This is a genomic window from Limnohabitans sp. TEGF005, assembly GCF_055394835.1.
In genome coordinates this window covers 1,164,792-1,190,236 of sequence record NZ_AP029226.1, presented here as the reverse complement: position 1 = coordinate 1,190,236, position 25,445 = coordinate 1,164,792, and the positions used below count along the sequence as shown (strand labels likewise).

Annotated in this window: 21 protein-coding genes and 2 tRNA genes; 5 read left to right on the top strand and 18 right to left on the bottom strand. The window is 56.4% G+C overall.

Features of this window, described 5'->3' with window-relative positions; translation table 11 throughout:
• Window positions 1-523 precede the first annotated feature (523 nt).
• Window positions 524-925, top strand: coding sequence for an SWIB/MDM2 domain-containing protein (locus ACZ5RG_RS05725; RefSeq protein ID WP_298601484.1), 402 nt, complete (start codon window positions 524-526; stop codon window positions 923-925).
• A gap of 89 nt (window positions 926-1,014) precedes the next feature.
• On the opposite strand, the gene ACZ5RG_RS05720 is transcribed toward ACZ5RG_RS05725, so the two are convergent.
• From ACZ5RG_RS05720 to clpB, 3 genes are all read right to left on the bottom strand, one after another.
• A complete protein-coding gene (locus ACZ5RG_RS05720) occupies window positions 1,015-2,715 on the bottom strand; it encodes a thiamine pyrophosphate-binding protein (protein WP_464447998.1) in 1,701 nt (566 codons plus the stop codon).
• A 66-nt stretch (window positions 2,716-2,781) separates the two neighbouring features.
• Window positions 2,782-4,002 carry an MFS transporter gene (locus ACZ5RG_RS05715; protein ID WP_464447997.1) on the bottom strand — a complete coding sequence of 407 codons (1,221 nt, stop codon included), beginning with the start codon at window positions 4,000-4,002 and terminating at the stop codon, window positions 2,782-2,784.
• 134 nt (window positions 4,003-4,136) lie between these two features.
• Window positions 4,137-6,743, bottom strand: coding sequence for an ATP-dependent chaperone ClpB (gene clpB / locus ACZ5RG_RS05710; protein WP_298601464.1), 2,607 nt, complete (start codon window positions 6,741-6,743; stop codon window positions 4,137-4,139).
• An 86-nt stretch (window positions 6,744-6,829) separates the two neighbouring features.
• On the opposite strand from clpB, the gene ACZ5RG_RS05705 reads away from it, so the two are divergent.
• Entirely contained in the window at window positions 6,830-7,384 is a 555-nt protein-coding gene (locus ACZ5RG_RS05705; RefSeq protein WP_464447996.1) for a hypothetical protein, read from the top strand.
• Between the two features lie 13 nt (window positions 7,385-7,397).
• Here the strand turns inward: ACZ5RG_RS05705 and ACZ5RG_RS05700 are convergent, their stop codons facing one another.
• Genes ACZ5RG_RS05700 through ACZ5RG_RS05675 form a run of 6 tightly spaced genes read right to left on the bottom strand, consistent with a single transcriptional unit; the run spans window position 7,398 to window position 13,473 of the window.
• Window positions 7,398-7,886: a molybdenum cofactor biosynthesis protein MoaE gene (locus ACZ5RG_RS05700; protein ID WP_315137653.1), complete on the bottom strand. Its 489-nt coding sequence runs from the start codon at window positions 7,884-7,886 to the stop codon at window positions 7,398-7,400.
• A gap of 4 nt (window positions 7,887-7,890) precedes the next feature.
• On the bottom strand, window positions 7,891-8,142 hold the full coding sequence (gene moaD, locus ACZ5RG_RS05695; protein ID WP_298601455.1) for a molybdopterin converting factor subunit 1: 252 nt from the start codon (window positions 8,140-8,142) through the stop codon (window positions 7,891-7,893).
• Complete coding sequence (locus tag ACZ5RG_RS05690; RefSeq protein WP_315137656.1) at window positions 8,139-9,398, bottom strand: molybdopterin molybdotransferase MoeA; 1,260 nt, start codon at window positions 9,396-9,398, stop codon at window positions 8,139-8,141. The genes moaD and ACZ5RG_RS05690 overlap by 4 nt, the downstream gene beginning before the upstream one ends.
• Before the next feature lie 5 nt (window positions 9,399-9,403).
• Window positions 9,404-10,849 carry a threonine synthase gene (gene thrC, locus ACZ5RG_RS05685; protein ID WP_464447995.1) on the bottom strand — a complete coding sequence of 482 codons (1,446 nt, stop codon included), beginning with the start codon at window positions 10,847-10,849 and terminating at the stop codon, window positions 9,404-9,406.
• Window positions 10,849-12,171, bottom strand: coding sequence for a homoserine dehydrogenase (locus ACZ5RG_RS05680; protein ID WP_464447994.1), 1,323 nt, complete (start codon window positions 12,169-12,171; stop codon window positions 10,849-10,851). Before ACZ5RG_RS05680 ends, thrC begins: the two co-directional genes overlap by 1 nt.
• A gap of 60 nt (window positions 12,172-12,231) precedes the next feature.
• On the bottom strand, window positions 12,232-13,473 hold the full coding sequence (locus ACZ5RG_RS05675) for a pyridoxal phosphate-dependent aminotransferase (RefSeq protein WP_298601446.1): 1,242 nt from the start codon (window positions 13,471-13,473) through the stop codon (window positions 12,232-12,234).
• A gap of 132 nt (window positions 13,474-13,605) precedes the next feature.
• Between ACZ5RG_RS05675 and ACZ5RG_RS05670 the strand changes: the two genes are divergently transcribed.
• The 3 genes from ACZ5RG_RS05670 (at window position 13,606) to ACZ5RG_RS05660 (ending at window position 16,472) form a co-directional block, all read left to right on the top strand.
• Window positions 13,606-13,983 carry an Mth938-like domain-containing protein gene (locus ACZ5RG_RS05670; protein ID WP_312260871.1) on the top strand — a complete coding sequence of 126 codons (378 nt, stop codon included), beginning with the start codon at window positions 13,606-13,608 and terminating at the stop codon, window positions 13,981-13,983.
• Between the two features lie 157 nt (window positions 13,984-14,140).
• On the top strand, window positions 14,141-14,626 hold the full coding sequence (locus tag ACZ5RG_RS05665) for a peroxiredoxin (protein WP_026036456.1): 486 nt from the start codon (window positions 14,141-14,143) through the stop codon (window positions 14,624-14,626).
• Between the two features lie 157 nt (window positions 14,627-14,783).
• Window positions 14,784-16,472, top strand: a complete 1,689-nt coding sequence (locus tag ACZ5RG_RS05660) for a PhoH family protein (protein ID WP_464447993.1) — start codon at window positions 14,784-14,786, stop codon at window positions 16,470-16,472.
• Window positions 16,473-16,499: 27 nt separating this feature from the next.
• Here ACZ5RG_RS05660 and dnaB read toward each other — a convergent pair whose 3' ends face one another.
• From dnaB to uvrC, 9 genes are all read right to left on the bottom strand, one after another.
• Window positions 16,500-17,918, bottom strand: coding sequence for a replicative DNA helicase (dnaB, locus tag ACZ5RG_RS05655; RefSeq protein ID WP_312260877.1), 1,419 nt, complete (start codon window positions 17,916-17,918; stop codon window positions 16,500-16,502).
• Between the two features lie 173 nt (window positions 17,919-18,091).
• Window positions 18,092-18,167, bottom strand: a tRNA-His gene (locus ACZ5RG_RS05650).
• A gap of 26 nt (window positions 18,168-18,193) precedes the next feature.
• A complete protein-coding gene (locus ACZ5RG_RS05645) occupies window positions 18,194-20,125 on the bottom strand; it encodes a SurA N-terminal domain-containing protein (protein ID WP_464447992.1) in 1,932 nt (643 codons plus the stop codon).
• Between the two features lie 62 nt (window positions 20,126-20,187).
• Window positions 20,188-20,263 (bottom strand) — tRNA-Val (locus ACZ5RG_RS05640).
• Between the two features lie 16 nt (window positions 20,264-20,279).
• The gene (locus tag ACZ5RG_RS05635) at window positions 20,280-20,552 is read right to left on the bottom strand and encodes an HU family DNA-binding protein (protein WP_298599400.1); all 273 of its coding nucleotides are present in this window, start codon (window positions 20,550-20,552) and stop codon (window positions 20,280-20,282) included.
• A gap of 167 nt (window positions 20,553-20,719) precedes the next feature.
• Window positions 20,720-21,805, bottom strand: a complete 1,086-nt coding sequence (locus tag ACZ5RG_RS05630) for a tartrate dehydrogenase (RefSeq protein WP_298599403.1) — start codon at window positions 21,803-21,805, stop codon at window positions 20,720-20,722.
• A gap of 94 nt (window positions 21,806-21,899) precedes the next feature.
• Entirely contained in the window at window positions 21,900-22,808 is a 909-nt protein-coding gene (locus ACZ5RG_RS05625) for a DMT family transporter (RefSeq protein WP_298599406.1), read from the bottom strand.
• Window positions 22,805-23,374, bottom strand: coding sequence for a CDP-diacylglycerol--glycerol-3-phosphate 3-phosphatidyltransferase (gene pgsA / locus ACZ5RG_RS05620; protein WP_026036455.1), 570 nt, complete (start codon window positions 23,372-23,374; stop codon window positions 22,805-22,807). Before pgsA ends, ACZ5RG_RS05625 begins: the two co-directional genes overlap by 4 nt.
• Before the next feature lie 54 nt (window positions 23,375-23,428).
• Window positions 23,429-25,360, bottom strand: a complete 1,932-nt coding sequence (gene uvrC, locus ACZ5RG_RS05615) for an excinuclease ABC subunit UvrC (protein ID WP_464447991.1) — start codon at window positions 25,358-25,360, stop codon at window positions 23,429-23,431.
• Window positions 25,361-25,445: the final 85 nt, after the last annotated feature.

The following is a 25,445-nucleotide window of genomic DNA, read 5'->3' as shown; positions in this document are numbered from 1 at the left end:
CTGCTTCGTCGTTGCTGCAATCTTAACTCTTGTACAAGACTAATTTCAATTCTTATGTCTTATACAAGACATATTTTTATTTGTTTTAAATCAATGACTTGCAAATGCTATTTTGCAATGTGATTTGTAGTTTTCCATATTGAGAAAATTTGCAGCACTGCAGCATAAGAATATTTCAAATTATGAAAGACAAAAACAACTGATGAAATGGGCACATCTTCAGCCTAGTTCAAGTCCTTCCAAAGCGACGGCAAATGACAGGTGACGCCTCCCCATAGAACTTCACAGCGATCTCCAGCACATAGGAAATTCAGAACTCTTGTGCATCGCCTGCGCACTGAGAAGGTGCAAAGTGCGGTGCATCCTTCAAAAAATGAATCATTGCCTCTGAAAATCAGGAACAACCCTTACAGAAAAATGATGATTCAGCTTGGAAACTGCCTGTTTCTCCAGTAGCATGCAGTCAGCTGCAAACAAACTGTTACTCAGCGACGAACCCACTTCCGATCAAAGGAATTTCATCATGGCAACTGCGAAAAAAACCCCGGCAACAAAAGCTGCACCCGCTAAAAAAGCAGCACCGGCCAAGAAAGCTGCTCCAGCGACAAAAGCTGCAGCGCCCGCTAAACAAGTAGCGGCAAAAGCACCAGCCAAAAAGGCTGCTCCTGCTAAAAAGCGTACTCCCAACCCAGCCTTCATGAAGGCATTGACACCTAGTGCTGCTTTGGCTGCTGTTGTGGGTGCAACCCCACTGCCACGCACTGAAGTGGTCAGCAAGATGTGGGTTTACATCAAGAAACACAACCTGCAAGACAGCGTGAACCGCCGTGCGATCAACGCTGACGACAAGCTCAAGGCCGTGTTTGGCAAGGCGCAAGTCACCATGTTCGAAATGGCTGGCTTGATCGGCAAGCACCTGAAGTAATTCAGACCCCGCCGCATAAAAAAACCCGCTTCGGCGGGTTTTTTTATGGCCTCAATGCAGCACGTAGCTGTGATGGTTAAAACGACAGATCAAACCTTTGGCTTGGCCAGTGCCGCCTGGGTGATGGCTTGCAAGGTGCCTCGGGTGGTGATCACTTCAGGATCGAGCAAGACCTCGATCAAGGTCCCTTCGGGGCGGGCCAAGGCAGCCAACAACAGCGCTTCAAATTGATCTGTTTTGTGCATGCGGACCCCAACATAACCATAAGCTTGCGCCAAGGCCGTGAAATCCGGATTCTTCAGCTGTGAGCCCGTGACGTGTGTGGGGTACTCACGCTCTTGGTGCATGCGGATGGTGCCGTACATGCCGTTGTTCAACACCAGAATGATGCTTTTGGCGCCGTGCTGCACAGCGGTCGCCAGTTCTTGTCCATTCATTAAAAAATCACCATCACCAGCGATGGTGAAAGCCACACGCCCAGTCAATATATTGGCGGCAATCCCTGCCGGGACCCCATAGCCCATGGCACCCACAGTGGGGGCCAATTGCGTCTTGTGACCTTTGACCAAACCATGGTGTTTGAAGAAGCGGTGCATCCAACTCGCAAAATTACCCGCGCCGTTGGTGACCACCGCATCCACAGGCAAATGCTTTTGCAGCATGGCCACGATCTCGGGCATGTCCACATCGCCTGGCAAGGTTTGTGGCTTCAGATTGTCAAGATAGCCTTGATGCGCCTGTTTCGTCCAATTGCCCCAAGTCACCTCTGGGGGTGCGGCCAACACTTCTAGGCTGCGTGCTGCCGCGTTCATGGTGGAGAGGATGGCCAAGTCGGCTTGGTAAACACGGTTCAACTCTTCGGCGCTGCCGTGAATGTGAACCAGCTTTTGCACTGTCTTGGGGGCTTGCAGCAAGGTGTAACCCCCGGTGGTCATTTCGCCCAAACGGGGGCCAATGGCCAAAACCAGGTCGGACTCGCGCACACATTGGGCCAAAGCCGGGCTGATGCCTATGCCCACATCGCCGGCATATTGGGCGTGGTGGTTGTCAAAGGTGTCCTGAAATCGGAAGGCATTGGCCACAGGCAATTGCCAGTTTTCGGCAAAACGCTGCAAGGCCTGCGCGGCTTGTACCGTCCAGCCGCCACCACCACAAATGACCAATGGCTTTTGGGCGGCCAGCAGCAGGTTTCGCAAGTCACGCAAAGCGCCAGGGTCGCTCCAGGCTTGCACAGGTTCAACCCGTGGCAAAGCCTGCGCCTTTTGGACCGGCTGGGTCAACATGTCTTCAGGCAACACCAACACCACGGGGCCAGGACGGCCGTTCATGGCCGTGGCGAAAGCGCGTGCAATGTATTCGGGCAAGCGCTCGGGGTCGTCAATGCGTTCGACCCGTTTGGCCATGCCTTTGGTCGATGGTCCAAAAAAATGGGTGTAATCCATTTCCTGAAAGGCTTCGCGATCGCGCGTGTCACTGGCCACATCCCCCACAAAAAGCACCATGGGTGTGGAGTCTTGAAACGCCGTGTGCACACCAATCGAGGCGTTGGTCGCGCCAGGCCCTCGCGTCACAAAGCAAATACCGGGACGACCAGTGAGTTTGCCCTGTGCTTCGGCCATGAATGCAGCGCCGCCCTCTTGCCGGCACGTCACAAAACGAATGGCGTCGCTGTGCAAGTGAAAGCCGTCCAGCACAGCGAGGTAGCTTTCACCGGGGACACCAAACGCATGGGTAACACCTTGGGCCAGGAGGCATTCAACGAGCAAGTGGCCAGCTATTTTTGTCTTCATGTGCGCATTGTGCACAAGCCATCAGGATGGTGCTGTCACCGTCGTTGGGTTTGACTCAAATCAGAATCAGGCCGGCACTGAGGTGCGACGTCCCACACCGAGGGCGGCAACAACGCTCAGCAAAAGCACAAAGGCAGCACCCAGCAATGTCGCGCTGTACCAGCCCCTGTCCATGAAGAATCCAAACACAAGTGGAGACAGCGCAAACCCCACATCCAGGCCGGAATAAACCAAGCCATAAACCCGGCCTGTCGCGCCTTTGGGCGTCGCTTTTTTGATCATCAAATCGCGGCTCGGACCACCGACGCCGACTGCAAATCCGGTCATCGCCAAAACCCACAGCGTTCCGATGTGTCCAAATAAACCGCTGGCGCACAAAGCCATCAAGATGGCGGCGCTGCTCATGCAGGCAGCCACCACACGATCGCTCATGGCTGGAAATCGTGCGGCCACAAAACCACCCACCAGCATGCCCAAAGCACCAAACAGCATGTAGGCTGTCAGGGTCATGGATGCCACTTCAAGGCTTACGCCGTGCAGTTCTTTCAAAATAGGAACCGAAAAATTCTGTACCACCGCCAAGGTGACCGTGGACAACAAAAAGAAACCAAAACACCACCACACCACAGGCAAGCGCATGAACGCCAAATCACTGGGGACAACATCCGCACTGGCTGAATGTTGGGACGTTGTGGTCAGCAAATGCGCCCTGTTCCAGACCAACACGGCCAAGACCACGGCATACACACAGGCTGCGGCCAAAAAAGCATGCCGCCAGTCCCACAGCGCCGTGGCCAGCGTGAAAAATGCCGGGGCAACAGCCCAGCCTAAATTGCCCGTCAAGCCGTGCACACTGAAGGCGTAACCCAGCCTTGCGGTAGAAACGCGTTGGTTCAGGATAGTGAAATCGACGGGGTGAAACGGTGCATTGCCCAAACCAGCCAAAACGGCCACGGCCATCAAAGTGACATAGCTGTCCGCGGTAAAAGCCAGCAAACACGCTGCCATGAACAACATTTGCGACATGAACAGCACGGGTCTTGCGCCCACCCGGTCCACCACAAAACCCGCACAGGCTTGACCTGTGCCGGACACCACAAAAAACAAGCTACTCAGAAGCCCCAGCTCCGAAAAGCTCCAACCAAAATCCTGCATGAACACAGGAAACATCAAAGGCAAAAGGAGGTGTGAAAAGTGGGAGCTGGCATGGGCCATGCCAACCAGCCCCATCACCTTGGCATCGTCGCGCCACGGCGCAGCAACTACAGCGGAAGAACCCAATGGCATATGCGTCACATTCAAGGCGGATGCAGCGGTACGCAAGTTCCGAAAATGAACGCATTCACCCAACTGTCCTGAACACAGTTTAGCTTTGAAAAAACAAAGGGGCCCGTGGGCCCCTTTGGTACATCACGTCGCGTTCAAGCTGCTGCTTCAACCACTTTGAAGTCGAACTGTCCGGGGTGACGCACCGGATCCACCGAAACTTCAATTCGGCACTTTGGCGGAAAACGCCCTTCCAGCAACAAGCGGGACAAGGGGTTTTCCAAGCGTTGCTGAATCGCCCGCTTGAGTGGCCTCGCACCAAAGACCGGGTCAAAACCCACTTTGGCCAACTCGGACAAGGCAGCAGGCGTGACCTCCAAGTTCAGATCCATGCGCAGCAACCGGTCCTTGAGCACTTGCAACTGGATCGATGCGATCGATGCAATGTGGTCCGCATCCAGACCATGGAAAACAACCGTTTCGTCAATGCGGTTCAAGAACTCAGGCCGGAAATGGGTCTTCAGCTCATCCCAAACCGCATCCTTGATGTCTTCAGCGGGCTGCCCCACCATCGACTGGATCAGGTGCGAGCCCAGATTCGAGGTCATCACGATCACGGTGTTCTTGAAGTCCACCGTGCGCCCTTGACCATCTGTCAATCGGCCATCGTCGAGCACCTGCAACAAGATGTTGAAAACATCGGGGTGGGCCTTTTCGACCTCATCAAGCAGCAGCACACTATAAGGCTTGCGGCGCACCGCCTCGGTCAGGTAACCGCCCTCTTCGTAGCCCACATAGCCCGGGGGCGCACCGATCAATCGGGCCACCGAGTGCTTCTCCATAAACTCGCTCATGTCGACACGGATCAGATGGTCCTCGCTGTCAAACAAGAAACCCGCCAAGGCTTTGCACAGCTCCGTTTTGCCCACACCTGTGGGGCCCAAGAACAAGAATGACCCCGTTGGGCGGTTCGGATCGGACAAGCCGGAACGCGAACGGCGAATGGCGTTGGCCACGGCAGCAATGGCTTCGTCTTGTCCCACCACGCGCTGATGCAACTTGTCTTCCATCTGAAGCAGCTTTTCGCGCTCGCCTTGCATCATTTTGGACACCGGAATGCCCGTTGCGCGAGACACGACTTCGGCGATCTCCTCGGCACCAACCTGGGTGCGCAACAAGCGGTGTACCGGTTTTTCTCCGGGTGCCGCCTCTTTGGCCTGCACGTCCTTGAGGGTTTTTTCAAGTGCCGGCAATTTGCCGTATTGCAGCTCCGCCACTTTGTTGAAATCGCCCTTGCGGGTCAGGTCTTCAATTTGCTGACGCAGTTGGTCAATTTGCTCGCGCACCTGTTGACCGCCTTGGGCCTGGGCTTTTTCTGCCTGCCAGATCTCTTCAAGATCGGCAGCTTCTTTTTTTAGCTTAACGATCTCTTCTTCGATCAAGGCAAAGCGTTTTTGCGAAGCCTCGTCATGCTCTTTGCGCACGGCTTCACGCTCAATCTGCAACTGAATCAAACGACGGTCGAGCTTGTCCATGACCTCGGGTTTGGAGTCAATTTCGATCTTGATCTTGGCCGCAGCCTCGTCGATCAGGTCAATCGCCTTGTCGGGCAAGAACCGATCGGTGATGTAGCGGTGGCTCAATTCTGCAGCGGCCACGATGGCCGGGTCGGTGATGTCAACGCCATGGTGGATTTCGTACTTCTCTTGCAAACCACGCAAGATGGCGATGGTGGCTTCGACGGTGGGCTCATTGACCAAAATCTTCTGAAAGCGGCGCTCCAAAGCGGCGTCTTTTTCGATGTACTTGCGATATTCGTCCAGCGTGGTGGCCCCCACACAATGCAACTCGCCCCTCGCCAATGCGGGCTTGAGCATGTTGCCGGCGTCCATGGCCCCCTCGGCCTTGCCTGCGCCAACCATGGTGTGCAGCTCGTCGATGAACACAATGGTCTGACCTTCGTCTTTGGCCAGTTCGCTCAAAACGGTTTTCAGGCGTTCTTCAAATTCACCCCTGAACTTCGCGCCAGCCAGCAAGGCAGCCATGTCGAGCGACAAGACCCGCTTGCCCTTCAGCGAATCAGGCACCTCGCCCGCCACGATGCGTTGCGCCAAGCCCTCCACAATCGCGGTTTTGCCGACGCCTGGCTCACCGATCAACACCGGGTTGTTTTTGGTTCGGCGCTGCAAAACCTGAATGGCCCTGCGAATTTCGTCGTCGCGACCAATGACCGGGTCGAGCTTGCCGATGCGGGCGCGTTCGGTCAGGTCAATGCAGTATTTTTTGAGGGCTTCGCGCTGGCCTTCGGCATCGGCATTGCCTACCGTCTGCCCGCCGCGCACGGCATCGATGGCTGTCTCCAGGCTTTTGCGACTCAGGCCATGCTCTTTGGCCAAACGCCCGATATCACCCTTGTTATCGGCAATGGCCAACAAGAACAATTCACTGGCGATGAAAGCGTCGCCCCGCTTGATGGACTCTTTTTCTGCACCTTGCAGCAACTTGGCCAGTTCAGGCCCCACCTGAACCTGGTCTTGCCCGGTCACTTGTGGCAAGCGACCCACTGCGGCTTCTGCCGCCATCAGCAAACCTTGAACCTGCACACCCGCACGCAGCAGCAAGGCTTTGGGCCCCTCATCCTGCTTGAGCATGGTCACCAAAACGTGGGCTGGCTCTATATAGGCATGGTCACGGCCCAAGGCCAGTGACTGGGCATCAGACAAAGCTTCGTGAAATTTGGTCGTCAATTTATCAAGGCGCATGAGAATTCTCCAGTGACCTTCATTTTGGGCATCATTGCCCATTTTCAAGGCTTGGAGGGCATTGCCGTGTTGCCTAAAATCAAGGAATGAACATTCACCAGCTGTCCGTCAGCCACGACGAACGCCAAGATCGGCTCTTGCTCCGACTGAACACCCAAGACGGTCAGGAGTTCCGGTTCTGGCTGACCCGCCGAATGGCCGTACGCCTGCTTCCAGCCATGGACCACTCTGTTGCACGCCTCGAAGCCGCTCAACCCGGACTGGCCGCAACCGATGCGTCATCGCAACAAATGCTGACTGAACTGAAACGCGATGCTTTTTTACAAACAGCTGACTTTGCCACCCCCTACGCGGCAGAGCCGTTGCAATTGCCTCTGGGTGACGAGCCATTTTTGGTCACCGATGCGCAACTGAGTCTGCAGACCAACGGCAATTTGCAGCTCATTTTCCAGAAAAAAATGGCCACCGCCACCGAATCTTGCCAGCTCAACTTACAAGCGCCACTGGTTCACGGCATGATCCATTTGATTAAACAGTCCATGGCAAACGCAGATTGGGGCTTTTCGAAACAGGACAGCGAGAAACGGCAAGACGAAACGCCTGAAGCCAGCTTGGTGCTTCAACAGCTCTACAAGCACTGAGGCCAGCGCCTCTTCAGCCGTTGTTGGCCTCGATGCCCCACCGCGCCAAAGCCGCATCGTCAGACACTCGTGCATCGACCCATTGCGCACCTTGCGGCGTCTGCTCTTTTTTCCAAAAGGGTGCCTGTGTCTTCAGATAGTCCATCAGGAATTCACAGGCCTTGAAGCTTTCGCCCCGGTGCGCCGAGGTAACGGCAACAAACACAATTTGGTCGGCGGGCAAAAGACGCCCAACACGGTGCACCACACGCGCCGCGTAAAAATCAAAGCGCTTGTGTGCTTCATCGATCATGGCTTCGATCGATTTTTCGGTCATACCCGGATAGTGCTCAAGCGCCATCGCCTGAACTTCATCTGTGGCGATGCCTGTCAAAGCCCGGGTATCCCGCACTGTGCCGACGAAACTGCACACGGCCCCCACGCGCAAATCTTGCGCCCGCAAGGCGTTCAGTTCTTGAGAGACATCGAAGTCTTCGGTCTGGATAGCGACGCGTTGAAACACGGTTTCATCCTCCTGTGACCGGCGGGAAAAACGCCACTTCGCAATCGCCAGGCAGCGGCGTGTCGTCATTGGCCATGACCTGATTGACCGCCACACGCACGGGGCGTCCGATGGCCAGACACTCGGCATGAACACCGCCAAGCGCGATCAGTTGCTGCCTGAAGCTGGCCACGTTGTCGCAGGCCGTTTCCACCGACTCACTGGCCACGCCAATGGTCTCTCTTAGCGAAGCAAAGTAACGCACCTGGATCTTCATGACAACCACTCCGCAAATGGCCAAAAATTAACGCTGTCGCCGCGGGCAATCGTGTGGCCAGCAGGGTTGTCCACCACACCATCGCCCCAAACCACAGAGGTCAGAACGCCGGAGCTTTGGTTTGGAAACAGATCCAAACCGCCTTGCGCATTGCGTCGAACGCGCAAAAATTCGCGCCGTTTGTCGGCCTTGGGCACATCAAAATGGGCGGGCAAAGTCATGCAAACAGGGGCCACTTGTTCCGCCCCTTGCAGCGCCAAAATCAAAGGTTTAACCAAGAGCAAAAAGGTCATGAAGCTCGACACGGGATTGCCCGGCAGGCCGACAAAATGTGCCATACCGGGTGCTGTTTCGCGCCGAACATGGCCATACGCAAACGGTTTTCCGGGCTTCATGCCGATCTGCCAGAGCGCCAATGCACCCAAAGCTTGCACGGCAGGTTTGACATGGTCCTCTTCGCCCACCGAAACGCCGCCACTGGTCACGATCAGATCGTGGTGGTCAGCCGCTGTTTTGAGGGCAGCGATGGTGGCTTCGCGGCGGTCAGGAACAATGCCGAGATCGCTGACTTCGCAACCCAAACGGTGCAACAAAGCCCGCAAGAAAAACCGGTTCGAGTTGTAAATAGCGCCAGGCAACATGTCTGCCGGAGCCACATCTCCGGGCATGACCAACTCATCGCCGGTTGAAAACAAAGCCACTTTGGGGCGCGACATGACCTGAAGATGAGCCAAACCCAGGCTGGCCGCCAAACCCAATTCAGCAGGGCCCAGTTTTTGCCCACGCTTCAAAACGGTATCGCCCATGCGGACGTCTTCGCCACTGCGGCGCACCCACTGTCCCGCTTCGGCTTGCGTCAAAAAACGAACCCGATCGGGGACGTCTGCTGACACCCGTTCGGTTTGCTCTTGCATCACGATGGCGTCTGCACCCGGGGGCACAGGTGCCCCGGTGAAAATGCGCGCAGCTTGCCCTGGCAGCAAAGGTTGCCCAAAATGACCTGCGGCAATGCGCTGTGTCACTGTCAACTCGACGCCAGCTTCCTGCACATCGGCGCTGCGCACCGCGTACCCGTCCATGGACGAGTTGTCAAAAGCAGGCACCTGCAAAGACGAAACCAGGTCTTGCGCCAGAATGCGGCCGTCGGCGTCCAGCGTCGCCACCGACTCATGGCCCATCAAGGGGCTGATTTGAGCCAACAGCGTTTTCAGCGCTTCATCAAGTGACATCAAGGGGGCGCGTGGTGCTGTGGTCATGAGCGTCAATCGCAGTGTTGCGTGATGAAGGACTTGATCAGATCCACATCCGCCTTCATGATCAGCACGCGCTTGGGCAGGGACTCGATGCCTTCAAATTGGGCGGGGCGATCAGGTTGACGGCCTAAGGCCTCGACGATCGTCGATGCAAATTTGATGGGCAAAGCTGTCTCCAGAACGATCATGGGCACTTGTGCATTCAGGTGCTCTTTGGCCACCTTCACACCATCGGCGGTGTGCGTGTCGATCATCACGCCATAACTGGCAAACACTTGCTGAATCGTTTTCAGACGGTCGACATGGGTGCTGCGACCGCTGTCGAAACCGTACACCGTGGCCGCCTTGGCAAAGCGGGCATCGCCTGACAGATCGAAAAAACCCTCGCGACTGAGGCCTTCGCCAAAAATGGCTTTGGTTCGGCCGCCATCGCGCTCCAGCAGGTCGAACACAAAGCGCTCGAAATTGCTGGCCTTGGAGATGTCCATTGAGGGGCTGGAGGTTTCATGCGTGTCGGCAGTGCCACGCACACGGTAGATGCCCGTGCGAAAGAACTCGTCGAGCACATCGTTTTCGTTGGTGGCGACCACCAAACGGTCAATCGGCAAACCCATCATGCGGGCCACATGGCCTGCACAAACGTTGCCAAAATTACCGCTCGGCACCGTGAAGCTGACCTTCTGATCGTTGTTTTGCGTGGCCTGAAAGTACCCTGCAAAGTAGTACACCACCTGGGCCAGCAAGCGGGCCCAGTTGATCGAATTGACCGTGCCGATCTTGTAACGGCGTTTGAACGCCAGATCGTTGGACACGGCTTTGACAATGTCCTGGCAATCATCGAACACGCCGTCAATGGCGATGTTGAAAATATTCTCGTCCAACAGACTGAACATTTGGGCTTGCTGAAAAGGACTCATGCGGCCATGTGGGCTGGTCATGAAAACCCGCACGCCTTTTTTGCCGCGCATCGCGTATTCGGCCGCACTGCCCGTGTCGCCTGATGTCGCACCCAAAATGTTGAGCTCTTCGCCGCGCCGCGCCAACTCGTATTCAAACAAGTTGCCCAGCAGCTGCATGGCCATGTCCTTGAAGGCCAAGGTCGGGCCGTTGGACAAGGCTTCCAGATACAAATCAGCTTGGAGCTGACCTGCGGCCTGCAAGGGTTTGAGCGGGACGATCTCTTTCGTGCCGAACACCTCTTGGGTGTAAGTCTTGCGACACAGGGCCTGCAAGTCATCGCTGGGAATGTCGTCAATGTAGAGCGACAAAACCTCGAAGGCCAAAGCCGCGTAGCCTTGGCTTGTCCAGACTTCGCGCAAACGAGTCAGCGCAGCCGCATCCAGCTTGGGATAGCTTTCTGGCAGGTACAAACCACCATCAGGGGCCAAGCCTTCGAGCAGGATTTCACAAAATTGTTTGCGGTCTGCATGGCCGCGTGTCGACAGGTAACGCATCAGTTCAACTCTTCCTTGCGAATGCGCACAATCGGCGCCATCACGGTGGGCAGCGCCTGCATTTCGGCCAAAACAGCATTCAGGGTGCCTTCACGCGTGTCGTGAGTCAGGATGATCACATCGGTCTGGTTCTCGCCTGCCTGGCTGACCTGATCGGCCTCGCGCTGCAAAACGGCATCGATGCTGATGTCGGCCTGGGCCAAAAGGCCAGTCAACTTGGCCAACACGCCGGCCTGATCGGCCACGCGCAAACGCAGGTAATAGCTGGTCACCACCTCGGACATCGGCAACACCGACAAACTGCTCATGGCATTCGGCTGAAACGCCAAATGCGGCACACGGTTCAGCGGATCGGCGGTGTGCAAACGGGTGATGTCAACCAGATCGGCAATCACGGCGCTGGCTGTCGGCTCTGAGCCTGCGCCTTTGCCGTAATACAAAGTGGTGCCCACGGCATCGCCTTGCACCATCACGGCGTTCATGGCACCTTCGACATTGGCGATCAATCGCTGTGTAGGTACCAAGCTGGGGTGCACGCGCAACTCGACACCTTGTGCCGTGCGCTTGGTGATGCCGAGCAGCTTGATGCGGTAACCCAGTTGCTCGGCGTACTTGATGTCTGCGGCGCCCAATTGGGTGATGCCTTCCACGTAAGCTTTGTCAAACTGGACCGGAATACCAAAGGCGATCGCGCTCATCAAGGTCACTTTGTGCGCAGCATCGACACCCTCGATGTCAAAGGTCGGGTCGGCTTCGGCATAACCCAGACGCTGGGCTTCCTTGAGCACCACACCAAAATCCAGACCCTTGTCGCGCATCTCGGACAGGATGAAATTGGTGGTGCCGTTGATGATGCCCGCCACCCACTGGATGCTGTTGGCCGTCAGGCCTTCGCGCAGCGCCTTGATGATGGGAATGCCCCCGGCCACAGCGGCCTCAAAAGCCACCATCACGCCTTTGGCTTGCGCTGCGGCAAAAATCTCTGTGCCGTGCACGGCCAACAAGGCCTTGTTGGCGGTGACCACATGCTTGCCTGCGGCAATGGCCTCAAGCACCAGCACTTTGGCAATACCGTACCCGCCAATCAATTCAATGACGATGTCGATTTCAGGGTTGGCAATGATCTCGCGGCCATCGGCCACCACTTGAACGCCCTCGCCCACCAGCTCTTTGGCCCGCGCCACATTGAGGTCGGCCACCATGGTGATTTCGATACCTCGGCCAGCCCGTCGCTGAATTTCACCCTGGTTGCGCTTGAGCACATTGAATGTGCCACTGCCCACAGTGCCCATGCCCAACAGGCCTACTTTGATCGGTTTCATTTTTCGACTTCTTTACTACAGTAAGGTGAGCCCGAAAACTCGGGCATTGATTTTGTGAATTCAGGCCACCAAGGCTTCAGTGCCAAAACGTTGGCGAGCACCTTGCAAAAAGCGCGCAACGCGTGCGATGGCTTCGCGCAAATCGTCTTCGTGCGGCAAAAATACGATGCGGAAATGATCTGTATCAGGCCAATTGAAGCCCGTACCCTGGACCAACATGACCTTGGTTTCTTCCAGCAGTTGCAAGAAAAAATCCTGGTCATCCTTGACCGGATAAATCCGAGGATCGAGCTTGGGAAACATGTACAGCGCCGCTTGCGGCTTCACGCAAGTCACACCCGGGATGGCCGTGATCAGCTCATACGCCAGGTCGCGCTGCTTGCGCAAGCGGCCACCTTCGCCAACCAACTCATTGATGCTCTGATGCCCGCCCAGTGCCGTTTGAATGGCCCATTGGCCCGGCACATTGGCGCACAGGCGCATGTTAGAGAGCATGTTCAGGCCCTCGATGTAATCGCGGGCGTTCTTTTTATCGCCAGAGATCACCATCCACCCGGCCCTGTATCCGCAAGAACGGTAGCTTTTGGACAGCGAGTTGAAGGTCAAGGTCAGCACGTCCTGCGACAGACTGGCCAAAGGCGTGTGCTTGACACCATCGTACAAAACTTTGTCATAAACCTCGTCAGCAAAAATCACCAAGCCGTGCTCGCGTGCAATGGCCACAATGCCCTTGAGCAACTCGTCCGAGTACAGGGCACCCGTCGGGTTGTTCGGGTTGATCACCACAATGCCCTTGGTACGGGGCGTGACTTTGGCACGGATGTCGGCCAGATCCGGCATCCAGCCATTGGCCTCTTCGCAGCGGTAATGCACGGGGGTGCCGCCAGACAAACTGGCCGCCGCCGTCCACAGGGGGTAGTCAGGCGATGGCAAGAGCACTTCGTCGCCGTTGTCCAGCAAACCATTGGTGGCCATCACAATCAATTCGCTCGCACCGTTGCCCAGATAAATATCATCCAGGGTCACGCCCAAAATGCCCTGTTTTTGGGTCTCATGCATGACGGCTTTTCGGGCAGCAAAAATACCTTTGCTGTCTGAGTAACCTGCCGAATTGGGCAAGTTGCGAATCATGTCTTGCTGAATTTCTTCTGGCGCATCGAAGCCGAAAACTGCCAAGTTTCCGATGTTCAATTTGATGATCTTTTGCCCGTCCTCTTCCATTTGACGAGCGCGGTCCATGATGGGACCGCGAATGTCATAACAAACGTTGGCGAGCTTGGCAGATTTTTGAATGGGCTTCAAAGTGCCTCCAAAGGCAGTTGCGAGAGGGGAAAACCTATAATTTGACCACATTTCACAGCCGTTTCGGCCCCACAACCCAGAGCCGCGCCCCTAATGTTGGACTGAATACGCCCAGCCAGCCCAGATCACCCCATGAAATTACAACCCGACAAATCAAACAGCCTCACCATCAATGCCTATGGCGAAGGATGGATTGAGGTCAATGGACAAAAATTCGACCACTCCCTGATCGTCAGCAGCCTGCCGGGCGCTGCGCCCAAGGCATGGGAAGTTCACCGTTTTGAAGTGCTTAAATCAGAAAATTTTGAAACATTGGCCTTGAGCGGAGCGGAGCTGGTGATATTTGGCAGTGGCCAGCGCCTGCGGTTTCCGCAGCCAGCCTGGCTCAGACCCCTGATTGAGCGCGGTATCGGCGTGGAAACCATGGACACTCCCGCCGCCTGTCGCACTTACAACATTCTGGCCAGCGAAGGACGCAAAGTTGTGGTCGCTTTGCTGCTGGAAACTTAAAGCATGCGTTTGCCACTTAGCTTGTTTCCGAGGGTTCGGGCGATGGGGCCCCTCATTCAGAGTAAAATCTAAGGTTGCCAAGGCCCACGGCCTTTAGCGAACCTGACGCCAGTTGATGGCGGCAAGCGCTCAACCTGTCAAGCGAGATCAAAGTTTTATGGCGATCGTTCTTAACAAACCCCTCCCCGAATTTGAAGCGAACGCGACCAGCGGCCTGAAAGTTTCGAACATCTCCCACCTCGGTCAACCCGTGGTTTTGTTTTTCTACCCCAAAGACAACACCCCTGGCTGCACCACCGAGGCCATGCAGTTCCGGGACAAATACAAGGATTTCGTCAAAGCCGGCGCCTTGGTTCTGGGTGTGTCGCGTGACAACATGAAATCGCACGACGATTTCAAAGCCAAGCTGGAATTGCAGTTTGAGCTGATTGCCGACACAGAAGAAAAAATGTGCCACATGTTTGGCGTGGTCAAAAATAAAATCATGTACGGCAAAAAAGTCAAAGGCATTGAGCGCAGCACCTTCTTGGTTGGCGCAGACGGCACACTCAAGCAAGAGTGGCGTGGCCTGAAAGTCCCAGGCCATGTAGAAGAAGTACTCAAGGCCGTTAAAGACCTGAAGAAAGCCGCTGCAGTGGCTTGATTCAAGCCCGCGGGTTTTGTCATTCGGCTCGTGCATAATGATTTCATGCCGCTGAACATCAGCCCCCTCACCGCTCTCTTAAAAAGCCGCCTTGGCCTCCAGGCGGCTTTTTATTTTTCGGCGTCAGATTTTTTCACTTATCAAGAGGCCTTCGCTCATGCCACTGCCACCTGCCCCCACCCAACGCGCCAGTCGCTTGACCCATACCGCTTTCGAAGCCCAAACTACTGAGGCAGAAAACGCGCCAGTCATGGAGCAAGTCGAAACCAAGGCAGCTGCGCCTGTAGCACCTGTATCTCGGACCGCATCCGCGCAAACACCCGTTGCCACGGAACCAAAACGGACAGCACGCAACCGCAAAGCATCCAATGCCGTTGTGACTCCCCCAGTTGACACTGCACCCGCTGCCACGAAGCCCAGCTTTGCGCCTGTGAGCCGCCCCAAACGCCGAATCGGGCCGAGCAAACTCTTTGTGCTCGACACCAATGTGCTGATGCACGACCCCATGAGCCTGTTCCGCTTCGAGGAGCACGATGTCTTCTTGCCAATGATCGTGCTCGAAGAGCTAGATGGCCATAAAAAAGGCATGACCGAAGTGGCGCGCAATGCGCGCCAAGCCAGCCGTTCACTGGACGCTTTGGCCAGTGCTCAAGGTGCCGATTTGGGCAAAGGCTCACCCTTGAGTGCCACGGGCCATACCGATGCCATGGGCCAGTTGTTCTTCCAGACCCAGGCACTCGATCTGAGCCTGCCCTTGGCCCTGCCACAAGGCAAGGCAGACAATCAGATTCTGGGCGTTGTCAAAGCATTGGGCCAATTACAAGCCCCGCGCGAAGTGGTCTTGGTGTCCAAGGACATCAACATGCGGGTCAAGGCGAGGGCTTTGGGCCTGCAGGCTGAGGACTACCAAAACGACAAAACCCTGGAAGATGGCGACCTGCTTTACCCAGGATCACTGGCATTGCCAGCGGATTTCTGGATCAAGAACGGCAAAACCGTGGAGAGCTGGCAGCAAGGCACGCACACGTTCTACCGCATCAGCGGCCCCATTGTGCCCAGTCTGTTCATGAACCAGTTTGTCTATTTCGAGGCGCCCGGCGAACCCAGTTTGTATGCACGCGTGACCGAGATTCGAGGCAAAACAGCGGTATTGCGCACTTTGAGAGACTTCACCCACCAGAAAAATGCCATCTGGGGCGTCACCACCCGCAACCGCGAACAAAACTTTGCGATGAATCTGCTGACCGATCCGGACGTCGATTTTGTGACGCTGGCGGGCACTGCGGGCACAGGCAAAACCTTGATGGCCCTGGCTGCGGGCTTGACACAAGTGCTGGATGACCGCCGATACACCGAAATCATCATGACCCGCGCCACGGTGAGCGTGGGCGAAGACATCGGCTTTTTGCCGGGCACAGAAGAAGAGAAAATGGGCCCCTGGATGGGCGCTCTGGATGACAACCTTGAGTTTCTGGCCAAAGGCGATGGCGGCAATGCCGGCGAATGGGGCCGTGCCGCAACCAATGAATTGATCAAGAGCCGCATCAAGATCAAGAGCATGAACTTCATGCGAGGACGGACCTTCATGAACAAGTACGTGATCATTGACGAGGCACAGAACTTGACGCCCAAGCAAATGAAAACGCTGATCACGCGCGCAGGCCCAGGCACCAAAATCATCTGCATGGGCAACTTGGCCCAAATCGACACGCCCTACCTGACGGAAGGCTCATCGGGTTTGACCTATGCGGTGGACCGCTTCAAGGGCTGGGCTCATGGAGGCCACATCACCCTGGCGCGTGGTGAGCGTTCGCGCTTGGCAGACTTTGCCAGCGAGGCGCTTTAAGCGCTCGCCTGCGAAACCCGTCGGGTCTCAGTAATCGTCGCTCAGACCCGACGCCAGGCTTTCAAAACGAGTCAGGTTCTTCAGGAAGGTCAAACGGACCGTGCCTGTGGGGCCGTTACGCTGTTTGCCAATGATGATTTCTGCCACGCCCGGATCTTTGGAATCCTTGTTGTAGTAGTCATCGCGGTAAATGAACATGATGATGTCGGCATCTTGCTCGATCGCGCCGGACTCTCGCAGGTCGCTCATCATGGGGCGCTTGTCGGTACGTTGCTCGACACTTCGGTTGAGCTGCGACAGCGCAATCACCGGGCATTGAAGTTCTTTGGCCAGCATTTTGAGGCCACGTGAAATTTCACCCAACTCGGTCGCACGGTTGTCGCCACCCGAGCCGCCAGAACCGCTCATGAGCTGCAAATAGTCCACCACAATCAAACCCAACTTGCCGCACTGCCGCGCCAGGCGACGGGCGTTGGCACGCAGTTCAGACGGTGTCAGGCCCGGCGTTTCATCAATGTGCAAAGACACCGTGCGCAGCTTCTCGATGGCTTCGGTTAAGCGCGGCCACTCTTCGTCGCTGAGCTTGCCTGTGCGCAAATGGCCTTGGTCGATGCGACCGATCGAGCCGACCACGCGAACAGCCAATTGAGATGCGCCCATTTCCATGGAAAACACGGCCACCGGCAAACCCTCGTTCAAGGCCACGTGCTCAGCGATGTTGATCGCAAAGGCCGTTTTACCCATGGATGGACGTGCCGCCAAGACCACCATGTCGCCCGGCTGCAAACCGGATGTCATGCGGTCCAAATCGTAAAAACCTGTTGGCACACCCGTGATGTCATTGGGGTTGTCGGCCATTTCCTGCACGCGGTCAAGCAGTTCGACCACCAGCGTGTCCATCGACTGGAAACCCTGCTTCATGCGCGAGCCTTCTTCACCGATGTTGAAGATTTTTTGCTCTGCTTCGTCCAGGATGCGGTCAATCGCTTTGCCCTGCGGGTTAAACGCGTTGGTCGCGATCTCGTCACTCGCCGTCACCAGCTTGCGCAAAATTGAACGTTCGCGAACGATCTCGGCATAGCGACGGATATTGCTGGCACTGGGCACGTATTGCGCCAAGGAATTCAGGTAAGCCAAACCACCCATTTCTGCGGTTTTGCCCTGGTTTTGAAGATGCTCACTGACAGTGATTACGTCAGCGGGTTTCGAGGCGTTGATCAATGCACCAATCGCGGCATAGATCAACTTGTGCTCGTGCCGGTAAAAATCTGAATCAACCAGCAAATCACCCACCCGATCCCAAGCTGCGTTGTCCAGCAACAAACCACCCAAGACACTCGATTCGGCCTCGATGGAATGGGGTGGAACGCGCAACTTGGCAATTTGGCTGTCAGAGGACAGGTCCGAGGGAAATTCGCTCAAATGGGGGGAGAAAACAGCAGACATTTAGAACCGGCAAATCAAAAGGCCATGTTAGCCCCCGCCGCGCTGGGCGTCACGGGATAACCCTGTGGATAAACAGGGGGTATCAAGTGATCAACAGGGGACAAGTCGGCACCACAAACAAAGTGATGCACAAAAAAAAGCCCCACCGGATTCGGAAGGGCTTTTTAAATTTTTGGGGTGGCTGATGGGGCTCGAACCCACGACAACAGGAATCACAATCCTGGACTCTACCAACTGAGCTACAGCCACCGTAGATCGATATTATAGCCTGAAGCTCAGGGCTTTTTAGCGGCTAAGTCGCCCATCTTTTGGGGTTTTTCAGCCAACATTTCAACTTTGAACTGCGCCTTCAAGCTGGCCAAGTAGGCTTGCGATTCCGCCTGACCCCACAAGCGTGCAAATTGCTCGCGGCTCTGCTCTGACTGCTGCGCATTGACCTCAGGCCGGGGCACGATTTTGTTGACCCGAACAACGGCATAACCCTGTGCGCCCAGATCGACCCCCATCAAGGCGGGCATTTTTGAGGGGTCAGCACGCAAAGCAGCATCCATCACAGCCTGAGGCAACGTTTGAGCTTGATCCCGAGACACCGTCACAGCACCGCCCAAGTTGGCCTGTGATGGATCGGTCTTCCAAGAGGCCAATCGGGCTTGACCCTCGGCTTTGGCCAACTCAGCCGATTTGGCCTGGATCAAAAGCTGTCGCACGTCGGCTTTGACTTCTTCAAACGGACGCACAGCGGCCGGGCGATGTGTGACAACACGGGCAGACACCAAGGTGTTGGAAGCCACCTCAACGGCGGCGGTGTTCCGACGTTTGACCAGAGCATCTTCAGAAAATACCGCTTGCAACAATTTAGGGTTGTTCAACACACCCTGGGCACCCGCTGCAGGAGTCATGGTCAGGCCTTGGGCTTTTTGAACCGCCAATTTCAAGCGCTCGGCCACAGGTGCCAAGCTGTCAGATTGCTCATAAACACTGTTGCTGAACGTCTCGGCCAATTCAGCGAACTGGCGCTGGGCTTGTTGCTTGCGCAGATCGGCTTCTAGCTGGGGGCGCATGGACTCGAACGAAGGCGCTTGAGGCAATTTGATGTCGGTCAGTTGAATGATGTGGAAACCGAAATCCGACTCAACGATGTCGCTGACATCGCCTTTTTGAAGCGCAAATGCGGCATCTTCGAAAGGTTTGACCATCGCACCGCGTGCAAAAAAGTCGAGATCTCCGCCACGGCTGGCAGAACCCGTGTCGTCCGAATTATTGCGAGCGACATCAGCAAAAGTTTTGGGTGCCTTGCGCACTGCATCCAGCAGGCTTTCGGCCTTGGCGCGGGCTTTTTGCTTGTCTGCCGCTGGCAGGTCTTTCGCTGCGTTGATCAAAATATGGCTGGCACGGCGCTGCTCTTGGCCACCCAAGCGCTGTAGATTTTGTTCGTAATAGGCCTTCAGGTCTTGCTCAGGCAAATTGATCTTGGCTTGCAATGCCGCCACATCCAAGACCAAAAATTCAACATCCACGTTTTCAACCGTGCGGAAAAGCTCTGATTTGTCTTGGTAAAAACGCTGCAGGTCTGCATCGACCACTTCAACCTTGGCCGCAAAGTCAGAAGGAGCCCACCGCTTTAGCTGAATTTCGCGGCGCTGCAAATACGCATCCAGGGCCATGTCGGTTTGGCGCTGCGTGGCAAACACCGAGCCTTGCAAACCTGCAAGAACTTGCTGATTGGACAGATCGCGACGCACGCGAGCTTCCAGCATTTCTGGCGTCATGCCCTGGCTGGCCGCCAGTTGACGGTAGCGTTCCATGTCCAGTTTGCCGTCTGCGCCACGCAAACCTGCAATGGACGGATCTTGTTGCAGGTAACGCGCCAAACGCTGGTCACTGGTGACCAAGAGTTGTTTCTCAGATGCGCGAGCGATCAAGCGCTCATTGACGATTTTGTCCAACGTGGCGTAACGGGCTTGCGCAGAGTCGAGCAGTTTGGGGTCCAAATTAGGGACCGAAGCACGAATGCGATCCACTTCAGCCTGATGGGCAGCATCCCACTCGGACTGCGTGATTTTTTGACCATCGACCTTGGCAACCACGGCACCTTTGTCTTCAAACTGGCTGTAGCCCTCAATGCCGAACAGCACAAAAGAAGGAATCACCAGCAAGAACAACAACCCCATCAAGATTTTGGAGTTATTGCGAATGGAATCAAACATGTTTGAAGTCTCGTGTTGTCAAGAAAAAAGGCGAACACTGGGTTCGCCTTTACTTTATAGGGTGGTGGGCGCTGACGGTCTCGAACCGCCGACCTACTCCGTGTAAAGGAGCCGCTCTACCAACTGAGCTAAGCGCCCCACCTGAAAAGTGTTGTCAGTTCAAAGCATCCTTCAAGGCTTTGCCTGGACGGAATTTTGGAACTTTGGCTGACTTGATTTTAATCGCTGCGCCAGTGCGTGGATTGCGACCGACTCTGGCTGCACGTTTTCCCACGGCAAATGTACCGAACCCGACCAAAGACACCGTGCCGCCTTTTTTCAAGGTAGCACGCACGGCGCCCATTGTGGCTTCCAATGCGCGACCGGCAGCAGCTTTGGACAAGTCTGCTTGTTTTGCAATGTGTTCGATCAGTTCTGTTTTGTTCACAAGAAACCTCTTGAAGTGACAAACCGGCACAACCGGCAGTGGACTGGAAATGGGGTTCACAGTACGACTGTGGGGCTTGAATTCTAGCCTCGAAAACACGCAATCAGCGAAGCACGCCACAGTTTTTGATCAGGAAACAAGCGCCACCTGCCGTCATTCACGCCCCTTTAAAGCGCATCGACAATGGCGCGACCCACGTCAGCGGTTTTTGCAGTGCCGCCCAAATCGGGGGTTCGTGGTGCATCCTTGCCTGCGGCCAATACCTTTTCGATGGCCCCCAACACCGCATCGTGTGCGTCTTTGTGGCCCAAAAATTCCAGCATCATGGCGCCACACCAAATCTGGCCAATGGGGTTGGCAATGCCTTTGCCCGCGATATCTGGCGCGGAGCCATGCACAGGCTCGAACAGCGATGGAAACTTGCGGTCGGGGTTCAGGTTGGCGCTGGGCGCGATGCCAATGGTGCCCGTGCACGCAGGGCCTAAATCACTGAGGATGTCGCCAAACAAATTGCTGGCCACCACCACGTCAAAAAAGTCGGGGCGTTGCACAAAATGTGCGGTCAGGATGTCGATGTGAAACTTATCGACGTTGATGCCGGGATAGGCTTGGGCCATCTCGGCCACTCGTTCGTCCCAATAAGGCATGGTGATCGCAATGCCATTGGATTTGGTGGCGCTGGTCAGGTGCTTTTTGGGGCGGCTCTGGGCCAATTCAAAGGCGAACTTCAGGACACGGTCCACCCCGATGCGGGTCATGATGGATTCTTGCATCACGATTTCGCGCTCGGTGCCGGGGAACATGCGGCCGCCTACGCTGGAGTATTCGCCTTCGGTGTTTTCGCGCACGATGTACATGTCGATCTCGCCGGGCTGGCGTGCGCTGCCGTCGCGCCGCACCACGGGCGCGATGATGCCGGGCATCAACCGGGCCGGGCGCAGGTTGATGTACTGGTCAAACTCACGGCGGAACAGCAGCAGCGAGCCCCACAAAGAGACATGGTCGGCAATTTTGTCAGGCCATCCCACGGCACCGAAGTAAAGCGCGTCGTGACCACCGATCTGGTCTTTCCAGTTGTCAGGCAGCATCTGGCCGTGCTTTTCGCAATAGTCCCAGCTGGAAAAGTCAAAGTGGTCGAAGTGCAAATCAATGCCAAATTTGCGGGCAGCAGCGTCCATGACGCGCAAGCCTTCAGGCATGACTTCTTTGCCAATGCCATCTCCGGGAATCACGGCAATGCGGTGTTGGGTCATGAAAAAACTTTCTGGTTCAAAGAATAAAAAAGGGGATCGAAGGGGCATCGCCTTCAAGCGGCATCAGCTTAGCCACAAAGCCCCGCGAGGGCTTTCACGTACGTGACGGCCTGACCACCAAGCTCACACCCAGTGCGGTGAGGGCTGTGCCTGCCAAAGTGGCCGCTGTGATGGTCTCGCCAAACAGCAGCCAGGCGATGATGGCCGTTGTGGGGGGCACCAGGTACATCAGGCTGGTGACGGACGCTGCCGCACCGCGCTGGATCAAGATGTAAAGCAAGGAGCTGCCACCCAGCGTCAGTCCCAGCACCGACCAGGCCATGGCCCCGGCCAATTCAGCGTTCCAGCGCATGGCTTCGGGCTCCATCAGGGCCAGCGGCAAGGTGACAACCCATGCGGCCACGAGCTGCACGGTGTTGGCCGAGCGCACATCACAAGGCTGCACAAAGCGCTTTTGATAAAGGGTGCCGATGGTGATGCTCAGCAAGGCGGCGATGGCAAAGGCCATGTTGACCGGCGTCACGTGGTCCATGGGAGAGCCCAAAGTCAGCTTGCGCCAAACCACCATGAGCAAACCCACGAACCCGAGCAACAGCCCCAGCCACTGACGGCGTGACACGCCCGGCTGATCTGAACCGCGCAGGCTGTAAGACAACCAAATGGCGGTGAGGACTGGCTGAAAGCCCACGATCAGAGACGACAAACCCGAGCCCATGCCCGCCTTGACCGCAGCCCACACGCCGCCCAAGTAGCCTGCGTGCATCAGAATGCCCGTGACCGCCAAGTGCAACAACTGCATTCGGCTTTGCGGCCACTTGACGCGGGCCAGAAAAATCCAGGGCAAAAAACACAGGATGGAGAGCAGATAACGGACCAGCAAAAAGCTGAACGGCGGTGCGTGCGGCATGCCGTAACGGGCGACGATGAAGCCAGTGCTCCAGATCAGAACGAACACGACCGGCATGGCCTTGATCCAGGCCGTTGTCTCTTGCGAATCGGTCATTTCACCCGTGCCCGGATTTCAGGCAGGGCCTTTTGCATGTAATAAACCATGGACCAGATGGTCAGCACGGCGGCGATCAAGATCAACACCGCCCCCCAGATGCGGGTGTCGATCACGCCAAACAGCATGCCGTCGAAGAGCAAAAACGGAATCGCCACCATTTGCACCGTGGTCTTGAGCTTGCCCACCATGTGCACGGCCACACTCTTGCCCGCACCGATCTGGGCCATCCACTCGCGCAAAGAAGAAATGGCGATTTCGCGGCCAATGATGACCAAGGCAATCAGCACATGCACACGATCCAGCTGCACCAACATCAACAAAGCGGCACACACCAAAAACTTGTCGGCCACCGGGTCCAGAAAAGCACCGAAAGCCGAGGTTTGATTGAGTTTGCGGGCCAAAAAGCCATCGAGCCAATCGGTGATGGCGAACAGCACAAACATGATCGTGGCGATCGTGTTTTGGGTTTCCACCGTCAGGCTTTGCAGGTAATACACGCCAATGATCAAAGGGATCGCGACAATGCGCGTCCAGGTCATGATGGTGGGGATCGTGAAAAACATGGTCTTCATTGTGGCACGCCAAACAGGGTTTTGATGGGCTGAATGGCCAAGAACTCAATGCAAGGCGTTGTAAATGCTCTCGGCCAACTCGCGTGAAATCCCCTCCACACCCACCAAGTCTTCCACGCTGGCACTTTCCACGCCGCGCACTCCCCCAAAACGCTGGAGCAATTTGGCACGTTTGCGCGGGCCAATGCCGGGAATCTCTTCAATCTTGCTGCCCCCCATGCGCACCTTGGCCCGCTGCGCCCGCATGCCGGTGATGGCAAAGCGGTGCGCCTCGTCCCGAATTTGGGCCACCAGCATCAGGGCCGCCGAGTCCTTGCCCAGATAAACCTTGTCGCGGCCATCGGCAAACACCAGCTCTTCCAGCCCCACTTTGCGGCCCTCGCCTTTTTCGACGCCCACAATGCGCGACAAATCCAGGCCCAGCTGGGTGAACACCTCTTTGGCCATCGAAACTTGGCCCTTGCCGCCATCGATCAGCACCAGATCGGGCAAGCGGGCGGTGCCTTCGGCACTGCGCAATGCCTCGGCCAACTTGCCGTAGCGCCGCATCAGCACTTGGCGCATGGCGGCGTAATCGTCACCGGGCGTGATGCCCTCGATGTTGTAGCGGCGGTACTCGCTGCTTTGCATTTTGTGTTGGCGAAACACCACGCAAGAAGCCTGCGTGTTTTCGCCCGCCGTGTGCGAGATGTCGAAACACTCGATGTGCAAGGCATCCAAATCGTCCGGGGCCAAATCGAGGGCATCGGCCAGCGCACGGGTGCGGGCCTGCTGTGAACCTTCTTCGGCCAACAACCGGGCCAGCTGGATGTCGGCGTTCTTTTCGCTCATCGACAGCCACACCCGGCGCTGCTCACGCGGGTTGTGCACTGCGGCAATCTTGTACCCCGCTTGCTGCGACAAGGCGGCCACCAGGCCCTTGTCCACCGCCACGCTGGTGATCAAGGCTGCAGGCACGGGAATGCCGATGTAATGCTGGGCCATGAAGGCTTCAAGCACCTGAACGTCAACCGGCACCTGCGGCTGGCCATCGTCCTCGACCGATTGCAAGGCATGCGCATCTTCGACATGCGCCGGGAAATAGGCCCGGTCACCCAAATGCCGTCCACCGCGCACCATGGCCAAGTTCACACAGGCGCGACCGCCCTGCACACGCACCGCCAAAATGTCCACGTCGGTGTCGATGCCCGTGTCCACCGACTGCTGGTGCAACACCCGCGACAGCGCCGACATCTGGTTGCGCACCTCGGCAGCCAGCTCAAACTCCAGCCGTTCGGCGTGCGCCATCATCCGCGCTTCCATTTCTTGCAACAGCGCCTGAGTCTCGCCCTTCAAAAAGCGCTCGGCGTGCTGCACGTCGTCGGCATAGGCCTGCGGGCTGATCAAGTTGACGCACGGGCCTGAACAACGCTTGATCTGGTACAGCAAGCAAGGCCGGGTGCGGTTGGCAAACACCGTGTCTTCGCAGGTGCGCAGGCGAAACACTTTTTGCAGCAGCTGAATCGACTCTTTTACCGCCCAGGCACTGGGAAACGGGCCAAAGTAGCGGTGCTTTTTCTCGACCGCTCCCCGGTAATACGCCACTCGGGGAAATGTCTGCGGCTCAGGGCCCTCGTCCACCGCCTTCAAAAACAGCGTGCCATTGCCCGTGAGCTTGAGGTAGGGATAGGTCTTGTCGTCCCGAAACAAGATGTTGAAGCGGGGGCTCAGCGTCTTGATCAGGTTGTTTTCGAGCAGCAGCGCCTCGGCTTCGGAGCGCACCACCGTGGTCTCCATGCGGGCAATTTTGCTGACCATGTGGCCAATGCGCGTGCCGCCATGGTCTTTCTGAAAATAGCTCGACACCCGCTTTTTAAGCTGCTTGGCCTTGCCGACATACAACACATTGCCCTGCGCATCAAAGTAGCGGTAAACCCCCGGCAAAGCCGGAAGCGCAGCCACTTGGGCAAGCAGGGATTCGTCGTGTTCGGCCATCATGGCGCGTATTGTGGCGGCAAACAGATGCCCACATTCGAACCCGCTGCTTGTCGGCAAGCCCATCCACGCAACCCGGCGACAATCC